Consider the following 21,301-nt stretch of genomic DNA (forward strand, 5'->3'; position numbering starts at 1 on the left):
ACAAATTCGTTTAATTTATTGTTCATCCTTGACGCTATTCTCATAGTGTTGAAGTCCATTAGATACGAAATACCGTACCCACTCACGTCTATGGAGTAGGGCTGGATATTAGATATTTTACCCCTCTCCTCTGCAAGTTATTAATGGCGTTAGGTTGTAATTAAAAAATAATTAATTACATATACGTGATGTTTCTCGCTTACTGCTTGTCGCAGATTAGGCTTCCCTCTTATGTCTATTTTTTATGCTATCACTAACGTAATGTATTGTTTTTAAAGGAATAATGTTTTTATTATCTTTTAATTTGAGATTGTTAATGGTACTGGTGTTAGTATTTTTTTTAGGAAAAACCCTATTTGAAAATAGTCTTCAATAGGGCTGCCCTTTGATGGGGTGGTAAAACATGAGCAAGGATGGGATTAAGACATGGCACGGGCGATATCTATTATTCGATGATTGTGCTTTGGAATGATTTGTATATTTCTCGTAACGGATGTTAACTTTACTTCTAAGTGTAAATAATCATGTTTGAACTTATTGCCGAAGCAGCCTCAAGCATTAATGTTTTTTCAATGGCAAGGCGTATTGCTGCTTTTAATGTTCCTGTACTTATCCATGGCGAAACCGGTACGGGTAAAGAATGTATCGCCAAATTTATCCACTCGATTGCATTTGCGCAGGAGGCTTCAGCGCCTTATATCGGTGTGAACTGCGCCGCTATTCCTGAAAATATGCTTGAAGCAACGCTCTTTGGTTATGATAAAGGGGCGTTTACCGGGGCGGTGGCCACCGTACCGGGAAAGATGGAATTAGCCAATAATGGTACATTATTGCTGGATGAGATCGGTGACATGCCTTTGGCGCTACAGGCCAAAATACTGCGTGTATTACAGGAACAACAGGTTGAGCGTTTAGGCAGTAACCGTCTAATCAAATTAAATTTTCGTTTAATCGCCTGCACCAATAAGAATCTTGAAGAAGAGGTGGCCGCAGGACGCTTCAGAGAAGATCTCTATTATCGCATGTCAGTGATTCCGTTGACCATGCCGCCTTTGCGCGAGCGTATGGAAGACATTATTCCGCTGGCGGAATCCTTTATTAAAAAATACTCCACGGTGCTGGTAAAAAACATCAAGCTTTCTGAATCGTCACGCCGGGCGTTACTGAGCTATGCGTGGCCGGGTAATGTTCGCCAACTGGAGAACGCCATTCAACGAGGAATGATCCTTAATCGTGATGGCGTCATTTATCCCGATACGTTAGGCCTGCCATCCATTGAGTCCGATTCCTGGAGCGAGCCGCAATGGCAGCCAAAACCCACTGCGCAAATCACCACCAGCGACAATCTGGGCCAGCATGGTCGCAGCGCGCAATATCAATATATCGCTGACCTGATGCGCAAATATCAGGGTAATAAAACCAAAATCGCTGATTTATTAGGAATTACCCCACGTGCGCTTCGTTATCGTCTGGCATCAATGCGAAAACAGGGAATAGAAATCTTTTCCTGAATCAGTCTGTGGTACCGAGAACGCTTTTCTAATTTTAAGAGTAAGTCATGAGCATAAATACGATAGCCCCAGCCAGTACGATGCAGACGCAAATGATGCAGGACATGCAGCAGATGAAAGCGGTCGCACAAGCCCCTGTCCTTTCGCCGATGCAGATTAACGCCGTGGGTGCGCAGTCTGCATCATCTCCGGTTTCGTTTGACCGTGTTATGCAGGGCGCGCTCAACCATGTTGATCAATTTCAGCAGGTCGCAGAGCAAAAACAAACGGCCATCGAGATGGGGAAAAGCGATGACCTGGCGGGGGCGATGATCGCCAGTCAGCAGGCATCGTTATCGTTTTCCGCGCTGGTGCAGGTACGTAATAAAGTCGCTTCCGGATTCAACGACCTGATGAGCATGTCAGTCTAACGCTATGAATGAACTAATAAAAAAAGTAACTCAGTTTTTACCCTCGTTCTCTTTCAGGCTGGATGGTAATAAACGCCTGGCATTACTGGCGGCAGCGGCTATTGCGGCCACCGCCATTATTGTCAGCGTGTTGTGGAATGGCAACCACGGCTATGTTTCGCTTTACGGTAGCCAGGAGAATATCCCGGTTTCGCAGATAGTCACCGTGCTGGACGGTGAAAAACTGGAATACCGCATCGATCCGCAAAGCGGACAAATTCTGGTTCCGGAAGAGACTTTGTCTAAAACGCGAATGACGCTGGCGGCGAAAGGCGTTCAGGCCATGCTGCCCAGCGGCTATGAGCTGATGGACAAAGACGAAGTGCTGGGCGCCAGCCAGTTTGTGCAGAACATTCGCTATAAGCGGAGCCTGGAAGGCGAACTGGCGCAAAGCATCATGACGCTGGATGCTGTAGAGAGCGCCCGAGTGCATCTGGCGCTCAATGAAGAGAGTTCCTTTGTCGTCAGCGACGAGCCGCAAAACAGCGCCTCGGTGGTGGTGCGTCTGCATTATGGCAGCAAGCTGGATCTCGACCAGGTGAATGCCATCGTGCACCTGGTATCCGGCAGCGTGCCTGATTTGAAAGCTGCGCAGGTCAGCGTTGTCGACCAGGCGGGGAATTTATTGTCCGATGGTATTGGCGCGGGTGAAGCGGTTTCTGCGGCGACGCGTAAGCGCGACCAGATCCTCAAAGATATCCAGGATAAGACCCGCGCCAGTCTCGCAAATGTTCTCGACTCGCTGGTCGGAACCGGTAACTACCGGGTAAGCGTGATGCCGGATCTCGATCTGAGCAATATCGACGAAACCCAGGAGCATTACGGTGACACACCGAAGGTGAACCGTGAAGAAACGGTGCTGGATAGCGATACCAACCAGATCGCTATGGGGATCCCTGGCTCGCTGAGTAACCGTCCTCCGTTGGCGGCAAATCAGGTGGCGAATGGCGCCAATGGAACCGCGCCAGAGGAGTCTCACCAGCCAGCCGCACTGTCAAAGCACAGTGAGAACAAGCGCGACTACTCGTGGGATCGTAGCGTTGAGCATATCCAGCATCCTGGTTTCGACATTAAACGTTTAAATGTGGCCGTGGTACTTAACCAGAGCGCGCCTGCGTTGAAGAACTGGAAACCGGAACAAACCACGCAATTGACGGCACTGTTAAATAACGCCGCCGGGATTGATGCCAGGCGTGGCGACAATCTGTCCTTATCGCTGCTTAATTTTGTGCCGCAGTCGATTCCCGTCGAGCCGGTGGTCCCCTTATGGAAGGATGACAACATTCTGGCCTGGGTGCGTCTGATTGGTTGCGGCCTGCTGGCTCTGCTGTTGCTGCTGTTTGTTGTTCGTCCGGTCATGAAACGGTTGACCGCCGAACGTCGCCGGACGTCGACGCCAGAGCTGGCGCTGGACGCCGCACCGATCGCGATTCCTGCGGACAAACCCCATTTTGCGGCCGCTGAAGATGAGCGCAAAAATATCGAACTGCCTTCTTTCCCTGGTGACGACAGCCTGCCTTCGCAGAGCTCCGGTCTGGAAGTGAAGCTGGAGTTCCTGCAAAAACTGGCGATGAGCGACACCGATCGCGTAGCTGAAGTTCTCAGACAATGGATTACCAGCAATGAGCGAATTGACAATAAATAACGGCAGCAACAACAGCTACCTGGAACAGGCCGCAATTTTATTGCTGTGTCTGGGCGAGGAGGCGGCAGCTACGGTGATGCAAAAACTCAGCCGCGAAGAGGTGGTTCGCCTGAGTGAAAACATGGCGCGTCTGTCTGGGGTAAAAACCAGCATGGCCAAAAAAGTGATCAATAACTTTTTTGATGAATTCCGTGAGCAGAGTGGTATCAACGGCGCATCGCGTTCCATGCTGCAAGGGATCCTTAATAAAGCGCTGGGCACAGAAATCGCCAGTAGCGTGATCAACGGCATTTATGGCGATGAGATCCGTTCGCGGATGGCGCGTTTACAGTGGGTGGAACCGCGCCAACTGGCGATACTGATCTCAGAAGAGCATTTGCAGTTACAGGCCGTATTCCTTGCCTTCCTGACGCCAGAGATCTCGGCTACGGTACTGTCTTACATGAATGAGTCAGTACAAAACGAGATCCTCTACCGGGTTGCCAAACTCAACGATGTAAACCGCGACGTGGTGGATGAGTTGGATCGTTTGATCGAGCGTGGGCTGTCGGTGCTCTCCGAACATGGTTCGAAAGTGAAAGGGATCAAGCAGGCCGCGGATATCGTTAACCGCTTCCAGGGGAACCAACAGGTGATCCTCGATCAACTGCGCGAACGCGATGAAGATGTTCTCGAACAGTTGCAGGACGAAATGTACGACTTCTTTATTCTGAGCCGCCAAAGTGACGAAGTGCGCCGTCGTCTGCTCGACGAAGTGCCGATGGAAGACTGGGCGGTGGCGCTGAAAGGTACCGAAGCGTTGTTGCGTCGTTCGATTTATGCCGTGATGCCTAAGCGTCAGGTACAACAGCTGGAGGCGATAACGTCGCGTCTGGGGCCGGTTCCGGTGAGTCGTATTGAACAGATACGCCGTGAAATCATGGGAATTGCCCGCGAGCTTGAGGAAGCGGGTGAAATTCAGCTACAGCTGTTTGCTGAACAGACGGCGGAGTAACACATGGCAATTGAAACCATTCGTGGTCGTTACCGGCTGCATCGTTTTCCCCCTCGCCAGCGCCATCTCCAGGCTGAACAGCTTACGCCGGGGATCACACCGGCGGATTATCAGCGTCAACTGATGGACGGTTTCCAGGAAGGGCTGCAAAAAGGTTTTGAGCAGGGAATGACCGAAGGCCAGGAGCAGGGCTTTCAGGAAGGTCATCAAAAGGGCCACGAGGAGGGGACGCGGCAGGGATATACCGAAGGTAGCCTTGCGGGTCAGCAGGAAGGGCGCAAGCAGTTTGAACGAGCCGCCCAGCCGCTGGAGGCTATCTCCGGCAAAGTGAATGACTATCTGGCGCACGCTCAGCGTAAACAGCGGGAAGACCTGTTGCAGCTGGTTGAAAAGGTTACCCGCCAGGTGATTCGTTGTGAGCTGGCGCTGCAACCGACGCAGCTATTGTCGCTGGTCGAAGAGGCTATTTCGGCCTTTCCGGCGATGCCTGAGTCGCTACAGGTGCTGCTGAGTAACGAAGAATTTAACCGCATTAAAGATGCCGCTCCTGAGAAGGTCGCTGCATGGGGACTGACGCCATCTCCCGATCTGCAGGCGGGCGAATGCCGGGTGATTACCGATAAATCCGAGCTGGATATTGGCTGCGAGCATCGACTCGAGCAATGTATGTCGGCACTCAAAGAGTCGCTGCTGCCGGAGCCGACGGGTGAGTGATCTTTCCAGCTTCGACAACGCGCTGCGTTCCATTGAGTCGATCCCTTTAGCTCGGGTAGCCGGGCGACTGGTGCGCGTGAACGGTATTTTGCTGGAGAGCGTGGGTTGCCCGTTGGTAACGGGCCAGTTATGCCGCGTTGAAAGCGCCAACCATACGCTGATCGACGCGCAGGCGGTGGGATTTAATCGTGATATCACCTACCTGATGCCCTTCAAACACCCCGTCGGACTGATGGCGGGCGCGCGCGTTTTCCCCGAGGAAAAAGCTCAGGAGATCCTGATTAGCGAAAGCTGGCTGGGGCGGGTGGTCAATGGCCTGGGCGAGCCGCTGGATGCCAAAGGCCGTCTGACCGGCAATGATGTGCTGCCGCCGCAGGCACCGTCTATCAATCCCCTCACGCGTCGGTCGGTGAACCAACCGCTGGATGTAGGTGTAAAAGCAATCAACGGGTTGTTAACTATCGGCAAAGGCCAGCGCGTGGGCTTGATGGCCGGCAGCGGCGTGGGAAAAAGCGTGTTGTTGGGGATGATCACCCGCCAGACCAAGGCCGACATCGTGGTGGTGGGGTTAATTGGTGAGCGTGGCCGTGAGGTGAAGGAATTTATCGATCACTCGCTGGGCGCGGAAGGGTTGGCAAAATCTATCGTTGTCGCGGCTCCGGCGGATGAGTCGCCATTGATGCGTTTGAAAGCCACCGAGCTGTGCCACTCTATCGCCGCCTGGTTTCGCGATCGCGGACATCACGTTTTACTGCTGGTGGATTCGTTAACCCGTTATGCCATGGCGCAGCGCGAGATTGCGCTGTCGCTGGGGGAACCTCCGGCGACGAAAGGCTATCCACCGTCGGCGTTTGGCATGATCCCCAAGCTTGTGGAAAGCGCCGGCAACAGCGAAAGCGAAGGCTCAATGACCGCCATTTACACGGTGCTGGCGGAAGGAGACGATCAGCAGGATCCGATCGTTGACTGCGCGCGCGCGGTGCTGGATGGACATATCGTTCTTACCCGTAAGCTGGCGGAAGCCGGGCATTATCCAGCTATCGATATTGGGCAGTCGATCAGTCGATGCATGACGCAGGTTACGCCCAACGAACACCAACAGTCGGCTCGTCTGCTAAAACAAAACTACGCCGCCTATATGGAAATTAAGCCGCTGATTCCGTTGGGGGGCTATGTTGCCGGAGCCGATCCCGGCGTTGATAAAGCTGTCAAAGCGTTCCCCGCTATCGAGCGTTTTCTGCGTCAGGAGGTGAGTGAACCCGCCTCACTTGAGCTGGTGCAAAGTCGCTTACAGGCCCTTTTCCCCCAGGCAAAGAAAACGGAGGGTAAATAATCATGCGACAAATTATCGATACCCTGGCGCAATTGCAGCGCCTGCGGGATAAATCAGTCAAAGACATGACGGTCCAACTGGCTAAACAGCAGCAGGTCTGTACCGGCTTTGACAATAACATCAAAGCACTGGGCTACCTGATTCAAAAAACCGGCACTGGCGTAGAGGTCCCTTCCGTTGAGTCGCTCAAAAATGTGACCGGATATAAAGGCACGTTACGCACGGTTATTGCCTGGCAAGAGCAGGAGAAAACGCTGGCAAAAATTAAAGAGCAGCGTATTCAGAAAAACCTCGTCGCGGCGGCCTGCGAAGAGAAAATTGTCGCCATGACGCTCGATGATAAACGCGATGAACTGAACAACGAGGCGTTGGTAAAAGAGCAAAAAGCCGTGGATGAGATAGCCGCGCAGTGCTGGTTAAGACAAAAATGTAATTAATCTTATTTATTTTGCCATTCATATATCAGGAAAATTAATGCTTAATGAGAACTGGATTGTTGAGCTAAGCAAGAAACTTACTCCAACAATAAAAGTAAATTATATTGAAAACATGTATCGACATGAAATTGTCAATGGCGCTGATGATCTTTCATGCGTTGGTATTGAGTTGGGGGTTGCTAAAGGTATCTTTTCTAAGAGAATGATAGATAGCGGTAAATTCTCATCATACTATGGTGTTGATTTATATGGTGATATCCATGACATCAACGAATATAAAGAAACGTTAAAATACGTCGGGCTTAGCAATAATTACAAATTGCTTCGCATGTCCTTTGATGATGCTCTTGATATATTTGATGATGAGTTTTTTGATTTCATTTATATAGATGGTTTTGCTCACACTGGTGAAGAAGGCGGGAAATCAATTGCCGACTGGTTTTGCAAATTGAAAATTGGTGGGGTTCTTGCTGGCGATGATTACCATGCTGATTGGCCATTAGTCGTGTGGGCCGTAAATGATTTTGTTAAAAAAACAGGGTTGCAACTAACGGTTACCAGAAGTGTTGAATCTCAAAAATATTGCCAGTATCCGACCTGGTTTGTCGTTAAGGAACAGAATATAAAAATTGAACCGGATGAAACATTAATGAAAGTAGCAATGTTAGAGAAAGAAAGAGTTCATAATAACCGAATGAAAAGACTTGGTAGTATTTAGTCACTTATTATCGCGTTTGACGTGTGATAGAGGTTAGTCAATGAACGTAATTATAACCTTCGGCACATTTGATGTTTTTCATATTGGGCATTTACGTATTCTTCAGCGTGCCAGGCAGTTAGGTGAGCGATTGATCGTGGGTATTTCCTCTGATGCTTTAAATATACAGAAAAAAGGGCGTAAGCCTGTTTATAATCAAAATGAACGGATGGATATTGTTGCCGGGCTGAAATGTGTCGATAGTGTATTTCTTGAAGAGTCATTGGAAAAAAAAGCAGATTACATTCGGCAGTATAGTGCAGATACGTTGGTAATGGGAGATGACTGGGCTGGGCGCTTTGATAGTCTCTCTTATCTTTGCGAAGTAGTGTATTTCCCCAGAACACCGTCAATATCGACAACTTCGATTATTGAGGTGGTAAAGAAATATTAATCGTTAGACAGAAAATGCCTTAGTGCATGGCTAAGATAAAATGATTAGCAATCTGTTGTTATAATTTGATTGCTAATCAAGCCAACCACTAACAAGATTTCTCTTAATAATATTCGCTCTAATTAGTTTGTCAATAATCGGATTCTTTAATGATTCAGACGTCGTGTCAGCATCTCCTATAATATGCCGAAATGTGTCTGGTGTCATCGTGAATAGTAGCGTGCTGAAAGTACAGATGATTGCAGATGGCGCTAAACCAATCACCGGTAAAATTTCAAACGGAATATGGTTAGGCAAGGTGTAGATATTATCGCTGGCAAATGCGGAAACTATTTTTGCTCTATTCTCAGGAGAGTTAATTGGATGGGCTTTGAAAATAATATTATCATCAGGTTTGATGATCCCTGCTGCTCTCATCTTTTGAATCTTGATGATTTGTTTTTCTGTAATCGCATCATCTTTCTGGCGGTTAAAATATCCAGCCCCCATGTACAATAAGCTATTTTCTTGTTTGATTTCTTTCTTTATTTCGTTGATGGTGGTGTTTGTTAAATTCAACAGTGAGAGGCAAAATGCAAGCTGTTTGGGGTTGAGCGTTTTGATATCTGCAGTTGCTAATGCTGTCGTGTTTTTTTGTATCGATCTCTGGAAAGGTGAAGGTGAATTCCATCTTTGTTGGTACTGATCCATTAGATGATAGGTGACATCAAAAAAATTATGCCATAGGTAATTCATCAATAATGGCCAGGATTCTCTTAGATAGCCAGAGAAGGCATTGGTTTCATTTTGCAGGATAGCCTGTAAATATTTAATATGAACGGCACTCACTTCTGGAAAAACATTGCTGCTCATTTCACTAAGTTGTAGCCTCTCACCGATACTGCGTATGCCGTCATCGTATAGGTGTATCTTTATTTGTTCTTTTTTTAGTAACTTAGATATGGAGGCAATAATGGGATATAGCTCAACATTGGTAAATACAATGTTTGAGTGAATCTCAACCATTTTAGGCTGAGTTTTTTGAATGGCATTGATTATTTTAGATATAAAGTCTGGTGTGATCGCATACGCCTGTTTTATGTAATAAGCATTTGTTCCTTTTAACTGAAATGGCGTCACTTCATTGCGGTACCAGCATATGATTTTAAGCGTTTTAGGATCATATGCGCACTCCGCAAAGTTCAACATTTGCGGGATGACGGGCACGGAACCAGATGAAAGATATATTTTTAAAATATCCATGTTGTTAATCTTCAATCATAGTTGATAGTGGTTGTATTGTCTATTTGACATTTTAATTTGCGATGTCTTTAAGTATGTCTATAATTAAGGATTCCAGTTTCTGGCAGGCATTAACATTATCAGACGGGTATAAACTGGCTACGGCTTGCTCCCTGTCTACTGCTTGCTCATCCTTAAATAGGGCTTGATGCAACATACTGATAATGTTATCCCGAGTAAATTTATAACGAAAATTACTGCTTATTGGCAATAATGTATAATTAGGTTCGAAATTGGCGTGTTCACCTGGTGCAATATCCAGTGTTAACACTGGTTTTTTAGTTAACAGGAAATCAAACATGATAGATGAATAATCTGTTATCAACGCATCAAATTTATTAAGAAATGGGTAGACATCCGTCTCGGCATCAATAAAATAAAAATTGTTAATCTTTAGTGCGTTACTGTCAAAATTCACTGCCCGGTATGGGTGCGTCTTTATAAAAACGTCTATATTGTTTTTACTGGTATATTGAAGGATTTGCGTAAGCATCTCTCGACTTAAGAGATCGGTACTGTCGAATCGTTGCCAGGTTGGAGCAATAAAAATCTTCTTCCTTTTGCTGGCAAGACCTTTCATTGTTCTGGCATCAAGTTTTGCGCCGAGTAACTCTAATGGTGTGATCTTGCGCAGTAATACCTCATTCCGTGGGTAGGATGCGTTGATAATATTATCGCAACCAAATACTTCTCGCCAATAAGGATTTAAAATCTCTGCGGTACTTAATACGTAATCAGCACGGGAGGCCCAGGCTAAAGATGTACCAAAATCAGGAATGGTCATGCTAAAATGGGGCGTTAATTGTAATAACAAGTTTTTAACCGAAATACCATGCCATAACTGAATATGTTTTGCCCCCTCCAGACATGCAAAGTATGACCAGTTTTTATGTAGACTATGATGCGGATTAACGCAGAAAATAGCTATCTGGGCTTCTAATAATAAATTAATGGTTTCATCATTGTTTTTACCTAACAGATGCACTGGTAGATGATGCTTTTGCAACATGTCATAAACTGCTTCATTCCATGTACACCATATGCATTCTAGCTGCGGATTTTTCACCATATGCAGATATAAGTATTTAGTATTATCAGCAAAGGCATCGCGATCAAAGAACAGAATTCTTTTTTTATTTTTGGTCTTTTTTCGCGAAGTCTGTGCCAATACCTGGTAGAGACGATGATCTACAGCGGGAGAATTATTCATATACCCTTTGATACCTTTTAATTGATGATCAACTAAACAGCTTTTTCTGCAAACTGTGCAGCAACGTATTAGTTATTAGCGGCTGCGGCGCTTTTACCAGACTATCAATCTCCTGAGCCGCCCGTTTGCCCGCCTGACCATCCATAAACGCATCACAATAATGGTGGCGAATTTCGGCTAACGGTGCTTCAAGCGCAGTCCAGTCAAATGCATCAGACAGCGCACTGCGCAACGCCTGTATATCCTGGGCTACCGGGAGAACGTCGCGGATACGTTGATCGGCGCTGTCTGGGGTCGAGAAACTTTGTTGGCCATCCAGCAGCGAGGTCATCTCTGGCCAGCTCAGTAAAATGACGCGTTTATTCATATGAATGGCATCAAAAATAAAGCCGCTGCTGTCCGTCAGGACGTAATCTGCCTGCGCCATAAGCGCCAGCAGGTGCTGCGGATCGTCAATTCGGTTTTTTAAGTAGCGCTGCGCCAGCACCAGCGAGGCACTTTCTTCCGGCCTGTGCAGAGTGCCATGGTGCAGTTTGGTGACGACGTTGTATTCATGGCTTAATCGGCTGAGCTGTTGTGCCCAATGGGGGAGCGAGCTTAGCGCGCCATAGGTTGGCGCATACAGGATGGTCTGCTTTTTCGCATTTAGCTTCACGCTTTTTGGCAGTGCGGTATCGTAAGTATGGTTATGCCATTCATCGAAACGGGGATTACCCACCACTTTGGCGCTGCCGCCAATATCAACCGCGTGCTGGCTATAGTGGCTGTAGCAGAGAATGCGATGATAAAAGGCATTCCACCAGGCATGATTCCATGCTTCTTTCGCCAGTCCATACATCGTCCGTACATGGGTATCCGCCAGCCCGTTCAGTAACGGGGTGTAATAAGGGCTGACAAGACATTTGAAGCGTTGACGTTTCTCAATCACCACAGAAAGACGCGTTCCGCCCAATAGGGGATCGTTAATGGTTTTAATTGTTGCGGTCATTTCATCCAGAAACGACGCGTGTATTTTGTCGCTGACCAATAGAGAGCAGGTGTGCCCCATCGCCTGTAGCGCGGTTATGATCGGGCGATAGACCGCGTAGTGCAGCGACGTTTCCATATAGAAACCAATAGCATCTGTTCGGGGGGCAGTAGAAGGGAGCGGGGCATCAGTCAGTGCGTTGACGGCATCGGTTTTCTTATTGATTTTATTAAAGTAGTAGCCAATATTATCGGTTTCTTTTTTCTCGATATCGCTATAACCTGGGCGCTGATAGCAGATACTCGGATAGCAGGAAAGCCATTTTCCGTCACGTAGCAGCGGCTGCCACTGTCCTTCGAGGGTCTCTGAAAGGTCATATTCCATTTGCTGAGCCAGAACCGGGTAATAGCTGTTGTTAACCAGATAGGCGCACACCTTATTGCAATCGCGGGCATGAATCATCCCAGTCAGGCTTTTTAATATGCTTCCGCGTTTAATTTCGCCGCCGAGAAGAATGACCTCCCACGGAAATTTAGGCAGGGCATTAAGCAGCGAGCTAAGTACCCGAATATGTTTTTCTTGTTTCAGAATAACGGCGTCATCTTCAAGCAGCAGGTAATTTTTCCATCCCATTTGTTGTGCCAACTTGAGTGCCCGAAGATGGGACTGGCGGCGACCAATCTGGCCGTTAGTGGCAACTGACGCGGCAATGCGGGTGATCTTTTCCTTTGGGAAATTGAGAAACCCCAGCTCTTGTTGGATGTGCGCTAAACGATCCGGGCGTGAGTCCAGGTTTACGATCACCACCTGATCGATATAATCCCACTGGATCGGTTGATGATGAGTGGCGTTATGCAGGCTTTGATACCAGTTTTTCAGCATCGGGTCGGTAATCGCCTGCGCCAGCGGGGTTTCCAGTGGCTCGCTGCTTCCCAACACAAAGTCTTTGTCGAACGTATTTTGGCTGTGTGAGATACAAATAATGGTACGTTCACCCGGCAATTGCAGCGGGTTCGCGGTGAACTGGTTAGTGAATCCCTTTTCTTCACCTAAATTACACTCATCATCATAGCGGTGGTTCTTCAGGTAATTACGATGGTAACAGAAAGTGCCGTTGAGAATATTTTGTGGGCCAAAGCTGCGTGTTTTGAATATCCGGTTGATGTGGCTGTACCAGATGGGGATTTGATCGGAACCTGAAATCAACGCCCGGTGGCGCTGCATCATGTCGATGGTGTAAGAGATTTTATCCGCTGGATAATAGTCATCATCATCCATACACAGAATATATTCACCTACCGCCAGCGCATTGAGCATATTGCGCTTTTTACCCAGATCGAGCTTTTCCGGGTGGTAGATATAGCGAATATTATATTTCTCTGGGTGGTTCTGCGTTAGCCGGTCAATGATCGACTGATGGCTTTGCGGAGAATCATCCAGGATCACCAGTTCCCGCCGGTCAGCAGGGTAGTCCTGATAACGGAACATATACAGCAAATAGGGTAAGAAAACGCCGCGGTTCCATGTTGGCGTGATAACGCTGACAAACGGTTTTTCGCGGCCAGTGTCGAGCGTTTTAACGATGCCAGTCAGGGCGGAACGTGCTTTAGAGGATTCAGACATGGTGATGTGTATTCGCGGTTCGAAAAAGGACCGGGCATTCGCCCGGCCAACAGGCACTAACGTGTTATCAGGGAGAACGCCGAGAGCAGTGGATCTCCCGGCAGCATGTCCAGAATATGCTGACGTAACGAATGGGCATTCTCGCCGTTGCGCCACGCTTCAAACAACGCGAAAAGGGCGTAAATTTCGTCATGGTTTAGCGCAGAATCATCCATCGTCCACAGGCAAAACAGAGTGCGAATCATAAAGACGTCAGCCGCCAGCCAGAAGAAACGCTGCAGTGTGCTTTCACTCTCATGCTGTGGGAAGGTGTCGTGGTACAAGCGATAAATCAGATAGTTGCTGAAAATCCATGCTTCTTGAGCGAAATGGCGCTCCCAGGTCTGCAGCCACTGATCCTGTAACTGCTGCTGAAGCATGGCTTCACTGTTCGCATCCTGCAGCATCAGCAGGCTGACCTGCAGAGGTAATGTGAGTTTACGCGTACTTTCCGGCAGCAGATCCCAATTGAATTCACAACTGCCCATACGGGTAATTAATTCACGCTGTAGCTGTGGCAGGCTGGGCAGTTGCGCAAATTGCTCCTGCAGTTTTCCTTCCTGTACATGGCCTGCGAGGATCTGTGGCAACGATGCCAGCTTTTCCAGCACCGCTTCACTATCGCCTGGGCATTTTTCGGAAAAAGAGAGCATGATCCCCAGCGCATACAGGCGCAGCTCCAGCGATAAACCTGGAAGCGTGATGGTATGCAGAGCGGATTGATTCAATACCTGATCGCGTGGGGATAGCGCCGGGCTGTCCGGGTTGGCCGCACATTTTGAATGATGCAAGACAAAGGTATTGGGATCGCCTAATGCAGCCTGACAGCTGGCCGGATCGGTTAAGACCAGACTCTGACGCACTTCCGTTTTCCAGCACAGGTTAACCCGTAAAGCGGAATCCGGATGGCGGGATAAAAACAACCGGACAAAGTCAGGTTCATAACAATCAATCATACTCATAATCTGTTCTCAGCAATCCCAATATTCAAAATCTGTTTATGACGTTGCAATATCCATGCCTGAATTTTAATTCATTTATATCAATTAGTTAGGTGAAGCGCGGAAAGCAGGTTTCCGCGTCAGGGAAGGGCGTTTAGCGCTGGTAAATAAAATCCGGCTCGGTACCTAAAAAAGCCTGAATAAATTCATACTGGCGGATCAGCAGATCGCCGTTTTTTTCGTTGTACGCCTTGCAGCGTTTCGCTTTTAGCTCAAGGCTTTGCCACCAGCCCTCTGCGGCACTTTTCTGCACGCCCGGCAACCAACTAAAGACCTGCTCTATTCCTGCACGATTGACGCTTACGCCCAGCAGTTGCAGGATCGAACGGCGCTGTTGGCTGCTGTTTTGCAACTGCTCATAATGCTGTTGAATAAGTTCATTGATGGCCAGCAGCTTGTCGCTGTCGCGACGGATCATACACAGACGTTGTTGTTCCAACTGGTGTCTGAGCACGTCATACCGCGTTCCGTCTTCACGAATGCCCTGAAGCAGAGTTTTCACCTGCTGTAGCCTGGTGCTCACTGTTGTAGCCTCTTATTTCTGGAAAAAGCTGAGCATGTCCCCAGCCAGTTGATCGGTATCAACCTGCAAATCGCCTGAGGCCAGCATGGCCTGCATTTGCGCCACTTTGTCGTAATCAACGTCACTTTGCGTATCACTGTTCAGCGTTTGCTGCGCCGTTTGCAATCCCGCCTGAGTAATATCATCGGCGGAAAGCGATGCGGAACTGGACGTGCTCGTCTGCACGCTGCTCTTGTCTGCACGTGCCTGTTCGGTTGTCGATGCAGGGCGATTGCCAGGCAGACTCGGGGTAATTTTCATAGCAACCTCGTACATATTCCGTTGGGTTGGTTATCTGTTATTGACTAAAAGCGGCGGCAATAGAGGAAAACTTTAATCCCATCACAAAAAATCCCTTCACTGCTCAGCCGTTAACGTGGTGACCACGCCGGTATCGTCCACCACACCGCTGATGATCCGCTGGCTGCTGCTATTACGAATTTTTATCACATCCCCTTTACGACCATTCTTCAACGCCACGCCCGGCATTGAGGCGGTAATGCCAGCCATATGGGAGACGATCATCACTGGCTGGTCGCGTTTAACCAATACGGGCTGAACCAGCTCGCTACGGGTAATTGGTTTACCCGGTTGCAGGGCACGCTTGCTGGTGAGGCCAATTGCTTCATCCATATTTGTTATCAACCCTTCCCGCTGGTTGCTGATATTGAATTTTTTAAGCTGCAGGTCGTCGGCTGTAATCACCGCATCTCGGGCAATCAACGACTTTGGCATCACTACCGGCACCGACACGTCGGGGCGCACTGCAACGTTATATTTCCAGCCCGCATTGCCTGGGCAGGTCACCATAAAGTTCATTCGTGACAAGGCCATTTCTGGGGAGGCACTGGAGGTGATCTGTGGCGCCGACGCGCATAGCGCGCTGGTACTCACGGCTGAGGGGATATAGATATTGAACGTGTAGCGATAGTCCTGCCACTGCTGTTTGTGCGCCAGTGTGTCGATTTCATGACCGGCGGCAGTCAGAACCAGTGCGTTGATCTGTTCCCGGGCGCTGTGCTGAATGGGATGGACGGCGGCATGTACGGGTAAGACGCAGCATAAAGCCAGCATTATCTCCGCGGCAAAGGGGAAAGAAGGCTTCCTTACGTAGGAGGGTAGTTTCATAAAGTCATTTCTCATCAATCACTTAAAAGTTGGCATGGTTATTGCTAGTAATGGCGATATCTACGCAGGAGTGATGCAAGAAATGGGAATCAGTTTTCAGCAGGCATTGGGTGTACATCCGCAGGCAGTGAAGTTACGTCTTGAGAGGACCGAGCTACTGACTGCGAATCTGGCAAACGTCGATACACCAAATTTCAAAGCCAAAGATATTGATTTTGCCGCTGAGATGCAACGGGCAAGTCACACAAATGTTTTGCCTGAGGCTGACGTGAAATACCGGGTGCCGATGCAGCCCTCAGAGGATGGCAATACCGTAGAACTGAATACCGAGCAGGCCCGGTTTTCACAAAATAGTATGGATTATCAAAGCAGTCTGACTTTTTTGAATCTGCAACTTAGCGGAATCAAAGAAGCCATCGAAGGAAAATAACCATGTCGTTTACTGATATTTACCAGATTTCCGGCTCGGCGATGACGGCGCAAACCATCCGTCTGAATACCGTCGCCAGCAACATGGCGAATGCGGAATCTCCTGCCAGCAGCGAGGCGCAGGCCTATAAAGCGCGCAGCCCGGTTTTTGCTGCGGTTTACAACAATAGCCTGATTGACGCAAACAACCGTCACGGCATTGATGGCGCCAGCGTGCAAGTGCAGGACGTGATGCAAAGTGGCGGGGCGGTGAAGCGTTATGAGCCGCATCACCCAATGGCGGATCAGAACGGTTTTGTCTGGTACCCGGACGTCAACGTGGTCGAGCAAATGGCCGACATGATGTCCGCGTCACGTGATTTTGAAACTGATGTTGATGTGCTGAATAACGTCAAAAGTATGCAGCAAAGCTTACTCAAACTGGGAGAAGTGTAATGAATACCCTGGCTCTGTATGCCCAATCTCAGGCGCTGGCTTCTTCTCAGGAGAAGACGACGGTGGCTGAAAATACTGTGAGCGCCACGGCGCAAAGCAACAACCTGGGGGATAGCAGCTCTTCCTCTACCTCGTCAACCACCGATACCAGTGGAACCAGCGGCACACCGACGACGACAACGTCCACGGAAACGTCCGCGGTCGACACGTTTCTGACGCTGTTCGTAGCCGAAATTGAAAACCAGGATCCTACCGATCCGACCGACCCAACGGCCTATATCGACCAGCTTTCTTCCATGGCGCAGGTAGCGATGATGGAAGAGATGAGCGTTCAGGCCAATACCAACGCCGTGCTGATGAGCAACATTCAGGTGATGGCGCTGGGGAATATGGTCGGCGACGACATTATGGTGCAAACCACCTCGCTGGATATCGAAGATAACAGCAAGGACATTCAGGGACGCGTCACGCTGGATGACAGCTGTACCGATGTGGATCTGCATTTCACCGATGAAGCGGGTGATGACTACACCGTGTCGCTGATTCCGGAAGGTGAAACCTCCGTCGGACCCGGCCAGGTGGATTTCGACATCAATCCTGCGGATTACGGCATCCCGCCGGGCGATTACAGCGTATCTGTGGTGACCAATACCGGGGAAGAAGAAGTGCCGATTGAGGTGACGGGCAAAGTGGAAGATGTGCGTATTCCGCTCGATGGCAGCACGCCGGTGCTCAACGTTGACGGCGTTGGCGAAGTGCCATTCACCATGATCACCCAGTTTGGCGTACCGGACAGCACCGATGACACCACGCCGCCTGACACTGACGACGGCAGCGATAACGCCGACAGCAATACAGTGCTCTGATTTAGTTTACATTATAGGAAGAAACAATGAGTTATGAAATTGCAGCGACGGGGCTAAACGCCGTTAACGAACAACTGGACGGAATCAGTAACAACATCGCGAACTCCGGGACGGTCGGTTATAAATCAATGACCACTCAGTTTTCCGCGATGTACGCCGGGACGCAGGCGATGGGCGTGAGCGTGGCGGGTTCCGCGCAAAGCATCTCCACCGGTGGCTCGATGGTCTCTACCGGCAATGCGCTGGATCTGGCGATCAACGACGATGGTTTTTTTGTCATGTGCGACAGCGCAGGGAACATCTCCTATACCCGGGCCGGCTCCTTTGTGACTGACAAAAACGGCTATATCGTTAATGCCTCCGGCGATTACCTGCAAGGTTATCCGGTGGATGACAGCGGCACGCTGCAAACCGGTACCGTGACTGATATTCAGATTAAAACCGGCAACATTCCGGCGCAGGCGACCGACAGCATGACCTTCACGGCCAACTTTGACGCCAGTGATGAAACGATCGATCGCTCAAGCGTGCAGTTTGATGCCAACAACAGCGATACCTATACCGACAGCTACACCACCACCGTGTATGACTCTCTGGGTAACGAGCACTCGGTCAGCCAGTATTTTACCAAAACCGCGGATAACACCTGGGAAGTGCAGTACACCTTTGATGGTGAAGCGCAGACTGGTGTACCGCCAACCACGCTAACCTTCGATCCGAATACCGGCAAGCTGACCTCTCCGACCACGCCGCAAACCATCACCTTTACCACCGATGAAGCCGCGCCGATCTCGATGACCGTCGACTACTCCGACTGTACTCAGTACGGCTCTGATTTCTCGGTGACCACCAACTCCGCGACCGGTTATGCCTCCGCAACGCAAAACGGCGTGCAGGTGGATGACGACGGCAAAGTGTACGCCACCTACAGCAACGGTGAACGTATGCTGCAGGGCCAGGTTGTACTCGCCACCTTCCCGGACGAAAACGGGCTGGAAGCGGTAAGCGGTACCGCGTGGGTGCAGACCGGTGAATCCGGTACGCCGCTGATTGGCACGCCTGGCTCCGGCTCTTGTGGCACGCTCTCCTCCGGCATGCTCGAAAGCTCCAACGTGGATATCACCAACGAACTGGTCAACCTGATGACCGCCCAGCGTAACTATCAGGCGAACACCAAGGTGATTTCGACCAGTACGCAGTTGGACCAGGCACTCTTCCAGGCGATGTAAGGCTAAGAAATGGATCGGTTGATTTATACCGCACTAAGCGGCGCCACCCAGACGCTGCTGGAGCAGCAAATTAGCGCCAACAACCTCGCCAACGTCAACACCAATGGTTTTCGTGCGGATATGGCAATGGCGAGTAATGACAAAGTCAAAGGCGGTGGCTTCGACACGCGTTTTATGGCGAAAGAGAGTCCCAGCGGCGTCAATGACAGCACCGGCGTGGCGGAAAAAACCGAGCGTCCGCTCGATGTCGCCATTCAGGGAACCGGCTATATCGCCGTGCAGGATAAAGCAGGAAACGAAGTTTATACCCGCAACGGCAATATCCAGCAGGACGATCAGGGTCAACTGACCATCGACGGCAACATTGTTCTCGGGGATAACGGCCCGATTATTTTACCGCCGAATGCGATTGCCTCTTTCGGTAGCGACGGCACGCTCTCCGTCACACCTGACGATGGCGATGTCACTGCCACGATGGATATCGATCGCCTGAAGCTGGTGGATATTCCGGTCGCCAATCTGGCGAAAAATAGCGAGGGGATGCTGGTGACGGCGGACGGCGTACCGGCACAACGCGATGAGAACATCAAAGTGAGCGGCGGCTTTCTGGAAGGCAGTAACGTGTCTGCGGTGAGCGAAATGATGTCGTCCATTGCGATGAACCGTCAGTTCGAAGCGCAAATCAAGATGATGAAAACGGCTGAAGATCTCAGCGACTCAGGCAACAGGCTGCTACGCGGCTCCTGAGCCGTAGTCTTTAATCAGGGATAAAGTGTTATGAACGCAGCGTTATGGATCAGTAAAACCGGCCTGTCGGCGCAGGATGCTGAGATGAGTGCGATTGCCAACAACATCGCTAACGTCAATACCACGGGCTTTAAGCGCGACCGCGTGATGTTCCAGGATCTGTTTTATCAGACTCAGGAAGCGCCGGGCGCCATGCTCGATCAAAACAACATCATGCCGACCGGAATGCAGTTCGGTAGCGGTGTACGCATTGTCGGTACGCAGAAAACCTTCACCGAAGGGAATGTGGAAACCACCGACAATACGATGAACGTGGCCATCATGGGGCAGGGATTTTGGCAGGTGCAAAAGGCGAACGGGGATATTGCGTATACCCGTGACGGCAATATGCAGGTTAACGCCGACGGCGTGCTGACTAACTCCGAAGGTTTACCTCTGCAACCGGAAATCGACGTTCCGTCCGGCGCGACTAATGTGGCTTTTGGCGAAGACGGCACCGTGACGGCAATCCTGCCCGGCGACAGTGACCCTACCGAACTGGGGCAACTAACGCTGGTGAACTTCGCTAACCCGGCCGGGCTTTCAGCGGAAGGCGACAACCTGTATCTGGAAACCGCAGCCAGTGGTCAACCGACGGAAGGTATTCCCGGGGAAGATGGTCTGGGGACTTTGCAGGACAGCGCTCTGGAAGGCTCAAACGTGGATATCGTCAACGAAATGGTGGCGATGATCAACGTGCAGCGCGCCTATGAGATGAACGCCAAAATGGTCTCTGCGGCAGACGATATGCTGCAGTTTATTAGTCAGACGCTGTAACTCAAGAATGTGAAATGCCGGATGGTACAGCTCCATCCGGCAGAAATAGGCAGAACGTGAAAAATTATCTCTGGCTGATGGTACTGCTTCCCCTGTTAAGCGGGTGCGAATCGCAGGCTCTCCTGGTCAAAAAAAATGACGAATTCTTTGCTCCGCCCAAAACCGAGGCACCGCCAACGGCGGATGGCCGCGCGGGAGGGGTGTTCGAAACGGGTTACAAGTGGTCGCTGACAGCGGATCGCCGCGCCTATCGGGTGGGGGATATCCTGACCGTGATGCTGGAAGAATCTACCCAGTCGAGCAAACAGGCGAAAACCAATTTCGGTAAGAACAATACCGTGGATATTGGCGCGCCGACCCTCTTTGGGCATACCAAAGATAACCTTTCCGCGTCCGTGGACGCCAATCGTGACTTCAACGGGACGGCGACCTCGCAGCAGCAAAACAGTTTACGTGGCGAAATTACGGTGTCGGTACACTCGGTACAGTCGAACGGTATCCTGGAAATTCGCGGTGAAAAATGGCTCACCCTCAACCAGGGCGATGAGTACATTCGCCTGAGCGGCCTGGTGCGCGCCGATGACATTCAGAACGACAACTCCGTCTCATCGCAGCGTATTGCCGATGCGCGTATCTCCTATGCGGGTCGTGGCGCATTGAGCGATGCCAATGCGGCGGGCTGGCTGACGCGTCTGTTTAACCATCCTCTCTTCCCGATCTAATGCAGGATTTTA

Annotated in this window: 23 protein-coding genes; 16 read left to right on the forward strand and 7 right to left on the reverse strand. The window is 49.8% G+C overall.

Annotation, left to right across the window (positions count from 1 at the left end; genetic code table 11):
- Positions 1-524: 524 nt before the first annotated feature.
- The 9 genes from WC1_RS19495 to WC1_RS19455 are packed head-to-tail and all read left to right on the forward strand — an operon-like array spanning position 525 to position 8,234.
- Complete coding sequence (locus WC1_RS19495; protein ID WP_003838853.1) at positions 525-1,511, forward strand: sigma-54 interaction domain-containing protein; 987 nt, start codon at positions 525-527, stop codon at positions 1,509-1,511.
- 47 nt (positions 1,512-1,558) lie between these two features.
- The gene (locus tag WC1_RS19490) at positions 1,559-1,921 is read left to right on the forward strand and encodes a flagellar hook-basal body complex protein FliE (protein ID WP_016149599.1); all 363 of its coding nucleotides are present in this window, start codon (positions 1,559-1,561) and stop codon (positions 1,919-1,921) included.
- Between the two features lie 4 nt (positions 1,922-1,925).
- A complete protein-coding gene (fliF, locus tag WC1_RS19485) occupies positions 1,926-3,605 on the forward strand; it encodes a flagellar basal-body MS-ring/collar protein FliF (RefSeq protein ID WP_016149600.1) in 1,680 nt (559 codons plus the stop codon).
- Complete coding sequence (locus WC1_RS19480) at positions 3,583-4,599, forward strand: flagellar motor switch protein FliG (protein ID WP_003838846.1); 1,017 nt, start codon at positions 3,583-3,585, stop codon at positions 4,597-4,599. Before fliF ends, WC1_RS19480 begins: the two co-directional genes overlap by 23 nt.
- A 3-nt stretch (positions 4,600-4,602) precedes the next feature.
- The gene (fliH, locus tag WC1_RS19475; protein WP_016149601.1) at positions 4,603-5,313 is read left to right on the forward strand and encodes a flagellar assembly protein FliH; all 711 of its coding nucleotides are present in this window, start codon (positions 4,603-4,605) and stop codon (positions 5,311-5,313) included.
- Positions 5,306-6,646: a flagellar protein export ATPase FliI gene (fliI, locus tag WC1_RS19470; protein ID WP_003843825.1), complete on the forward strand. Its 1,341-nt coding sequence runs from the start codon at positions 5,306-5,308 to the stop codon at positions 6,644-6,646. The genes fliH and fliI overlap by 8 nt, the downstream gene beginning before the upstream one ends.
- Before the next feature lie 2 nt (positions 6,647-6,648).
- On the forward strand, positions 6,649-7,083 hold the full coding sequence (gene fliJ / locus WC1_RS19465) for a flagellar export protein FliJ (RefSeq protein WP_016149602.1): 435 nt from the start codon (positions 6,649-6,651) through the stop codon (positions 7,081-7,083).
- Positions 7,084-7,120: 37 nt separating this feature from the next.
- Positions 7,121-7,801, forward strand: a complete 681-nt coding sequence (locus WC1_RS19460; protein WP_016149603.1) for a class I SAM-dependent methyltransferase — start codon at positions 7,121-7,123, stop codon at positions 7,799-7,801.
- 40 nt (positions 7,802-7,841) lie between these two features.
- Positions 7,842-8,234 (forward strand): FAD synthase family protein, encoded by a 393-nt coding sequence (locus WC1_RS19455; protein ID WP_016149604.1) that lies wholly within the window; start codon positions 7,842-7,844, stop codon positions 8,232-8,234.
- A 72-nt stretch (positions 8,235-8,306) separates the two neighbouring features.
- Here WC1_RS19455 and WC1_RS19450 read toward each other — a convergent pair whose 3' ends face one another.
- The 7 genes from WC1_RS19450 to flgA all read right to left on the reverse strand — a co-directional run bounded on the left by WC1_RS19450 (position 8,307) and on the right by flgA (position 16,045).
- Positions 8,307-9,476: a polysialyltransferase family glycosyltransferase gene (locus WC1_RS19450; RefSeq protein WP_016149605.1), complete on the reverse strand. Its 1,170-nt coding sequence runs from the start codon at positions 9,474-9,476 to the stop codon at positions 8,307-8,309.
- Between the two features lie 52 nt (positions 9,477-9,528).
- Positions 9,529-10,725 (reverse strand): CDP-glycerol glycerophosphotransferase family protein, encoded by a 1,197-nt coding sequence (locus WC1_RS19445; protein WP_016149606.1) that lies wholly within the window; start codon positions 10,723-10,725, stop codon positions 9,529-9,531.
- A 28-nt stretch (positions 10,726-10,753) separates the two neighbouring features.
- On the reverse strand, positions 10,754-13,315 hold the full coding sequence (locus WC1_RS19440; RefSeq protein WP_016149607.1) for a glycosyltransferase: 2,562 nt from the start codon (positions 13,313-13,315) through the stop codon (positions 10,754-10,756).
- Between the two features lie 56 nt (positions 13,316-13,371).
- Positions 13,372-14,316, reverse strand: a complete 945-nt coding sequence (locus WC1_RS19435; protein ID WP_016149608.1) for a hypothetical protein — start codon at positions 14,314-14,316, stop codon at positions 13,372-13,374.
- A 133-nt stretch (positions 14,317-14,449) separates the two neighbouring features.
- Complete coding sequence (gene flgN / locus WC1_RS19430) at positions 14,450-14,878, reverse strand: flagellar protein FlgN (RefSeq protein ID WP_003838829.1); 429 nt, start codon at positions 14,876-14,878, stop codon at positions 14,450-14,452.
- 12 nt (positions 14,879-14,890) lie between these two features.
- Positions 14,891-15,178: a flagellar biosynthesis anti-sigma factor FlgM gene (gene flgM / locus WC1_RS19425; RefSeq protein ID WP_003838827.1), complete on the reverse strand. Its 288-nt coding sequence runs from the start codon at positions 15,176-15,178 to the stop codon at positions 14,891-14,893.
- A gap of 96 nt (positions 15,179-15,274) precedes the next feature.
- Positions 15,275-16,045 carry a flagellar basal body P-ring formation chaperone FlgA gene (flgA, locus tag WC1_RS19420; protein WP_016149609.1) on the reverse strand — a complete coding sequence of 257 codons (771 nt, stop codon included), beginning with the start codon at positions 16,043-16,045 and terminating at the stop codon, positions 15,275-15,277.
- An 82-nt stretch (positions 16,046-16,127) separates the two neighbouring features.
- Here flgA and flgB point away from each other — a divergent pair, with 82 nt between their 5' ends.
- From flgB to flgH, 7 genes are read left to right on the forward strand one after another with little or no spacing between them, the layout of a single operon-like run.
- Complete coding sequence (gene flgB / locus WC1_RS19415; protein ID WP_003838822.1) at positions 16,128-16,475, forward strand: flagellar basal body rod protein FlgB; 348 nt, start codon at positions 16,128-16,130, stop codon at positions 16,473-16,475.
- A 2-nt stretch (positions 16,476-16,477) separates the two neighbouring features.
- Entirely contained in the window at positions 16,478-16,909 is a 432-nt protein-coding gene (gene flgC / locus WC1_RS19410; RefSeq protein WP_016149610.1) for a flagellar basal body rod protein FlgC, read from the forward strand.
- Positions 16,909-17,775 (forward strand): flagellar hook capping FlgD N-terminal domain-containing protein, encoded by an 867-nt coding sequence (locus WC1_RS19405; protein WP_016149611.1) that lies wholly within the window; start codon positions 16,909-16,911, stop codon positions 17,773-17,775. Before flgC ends, WC1_RS19405 begins: the two co-directional genes overlap by 1 nt.
- Before the next feature lie 26 nt (positions 17,776-17,801).
- Positions 17,802-19,004 carry a flagellar hook protein FlgE gene (flgE, locus tag WC1_RS19400; protein WP_003838817.1) on the forward strand — a complete coding sequence of 401 codons (1,203 nt, stop codon included), beginning with the start codon at positions 17,802-17,804 and terminating at the stop codon, positions 19,002-19,004.
- Between the two features lie 9 nt (positions 19,005-19,013).
- Complete coding sequence (locus tag WC1_RS19395; RefSeq protein ID WP_003838815.1) at positions 19,014-19,751, forward strand: flagellar basal body rod protein FlgF; 738 nt, start codon at positions 19,014-19,016, stop codon at positions 19,749-19,751.
- Positions 19,752-19,781: 30 nt separating this feature from the next.
- Positions 19,782-20,567: a flagellar basal-body rod protein FlgG gene (gene flgG, locus WC1_RS19390; RefSeq protein WP_003838810.1), complete on the forward strand. Its 786-nt coding sequence runs from the start codon at positions 19,782-19,784 to the stop codon at positions 20,565-20,567.
- 56 nt (positions 20,568-20,623) lie between these two features.
- Positions 20,624-21,289, forward strand: a complete 666-nt coding sequence (gene flgH, locus WC1_RS19385) for a flagellar basal body L-ring protein FlgH (RefSeq protein WP_003838808.1) — start codon at positions 20,624-20,626, stop codon at positions 21,287-21,289.
- The last annotated feature ends 12 nt before the right edge of the window (positions 21,290-21,301 follow it).

The sequence above is a fragment of the Citrobacter sp. KTE30 genome (assembly GCF_000398825.1).
Classification (GTDB): Bacteria; Pseudomonadota; Gammaproteobacteria; order Enterobacterales; family Enterobacteriaceae; genus Citrobacter; species Citrobacter freundii.

Bases quoted from the DNA above. Each gene is read 5' to 3' on its own strand.
- WC1_RS19495 (WP_003838853.1), top strand. From the start codon at position 525: ATGTTTGAACTTATTGCCGAAGCAGCCTCAAGCATTAATGTTTTTTCA.
- WC1_RS19490 (WP_016149599.1), top strand. From the start codon at position 1,559: ATGAGCATAAATACGATAGCCCCAGCCAGTACGATGCAGACGCAAATG.
- fliF (WP_016149600.1), top strand. From the start codon at position 1,926: ATGAATGAACTAATAAAAAAAGTAACTCAGTTTTTACCCTCGTTCTCT.
- WC1_RS19480 (WP_003838846.1), top strand. From the start codon at position 3,583: ATGAGCGAATTGACAATAAATAACGGCAGCAACAACAGCTACCTGGAA.
- fliH (WP_016149601.1), top strand. From the start codon at position 4,603: ATGGCAATTGAAACCATTCGTGGTCGTTACCGGCTGCATCGTTTTCCC.
- fliJ (WP_016149602.1), top strand. From the start codon at position 6,649: ATGCGACAAATTATCGATACCCTGGCGCAATTGCAGCGCCTGCGGGAT.
- WC1_RS19460 (WP_016149603.1), top strand. From the start codon at position 7,121: ATGCTTAATGAGAACTGGATTGTTGAGCTAAGCAAGAAACTTACTCCA.
- WC1_RS19455 (WP_016149604.1), top strand. From the start codon at position 7,842: ATGAACGTAATTATAACCTTCGGCACATTTGATGTTTTTCATATTGGG.
- WC1_RS19450 (WP_016149605.1), bottom strand. From the start codon at position 9,476: ATGGATATTTTAAAAATATATCTTTCATCTGGTTCCGTGCCCGTCATC.
- WC1_RS19445 (WP_016149606.1), bottom strand. From the start codon at position 10,725: ATGAATAATTCTCCCGCTGTAGATCATCGTCTCTACCAGGTATTGGCA.
- WC1_RS19440 (WP_016149607.1), bottom strand. From the start codon at position 13,315: ATGTCTGAATCCTCTAAAGCACGTTCCGCCCTGACTGGCATCGTTAAA.
- WC1_RS19435 (WP_016149608.1), bottom strand. From the start codon at position 14,316: ATGAGTATGATTGATTGTTATGAACCTGACTTTGTCCGGTTGTTTTTA.
- flgM (WP_003838827.1), bottom strand. From the start codon at position 15,178: ATGAAAATTACCCCGAGTCTGCCTGGCAATCGCCCTGCATCGACAACC.
- flgA (WP_016149609.1), bottom strand. From the start codon at position 16,045: ATGAAACTACCCTCCTACGTAAGGAAGCCTTCTTTCCCCTTTGCCGCG.
- flgB (WP_003838822.1), top strand. From the start codon at position 16,128: ATGGGAATCAGTTTTCAGCAGGCATTGGGTGTACATCCGCAGGCAGTG.
- flgC (WP_016149610.1), top strand. From the start codon at position 16,478: ATGTCGTTTACTGATATTTACCAGATTTCCGGCTCGGCGATGACGGCG.
- WC1_RS19405 (WP_016149611.1), top strand. From the start codon at position 16,909: ATGAATACCCTGGCTCTGTATGCCCAATCTCAGGCGCTGGCTTCTTCT.
- flgE (WP_003838817.1), top strand. From the start codon at position 17,802: ATGAGTTATGAAATTGCAGCGACGGGGCTAAACGCCGTTAACGAACAA.
- WC1_RS19395 (WP_003838815.1), top strand. From the start codon at position 19,014: ATGGATCGGTTGATTTATACCGCACTAAGCGGCGCCACCCAGACGCTG.
- flgG (WP_003838810.1), top strand. From the start codon at position 19,782: ATGAACGCAGCGTTATGGATCAGTAAAACCGGCCTGTCGGCGCAGGAT.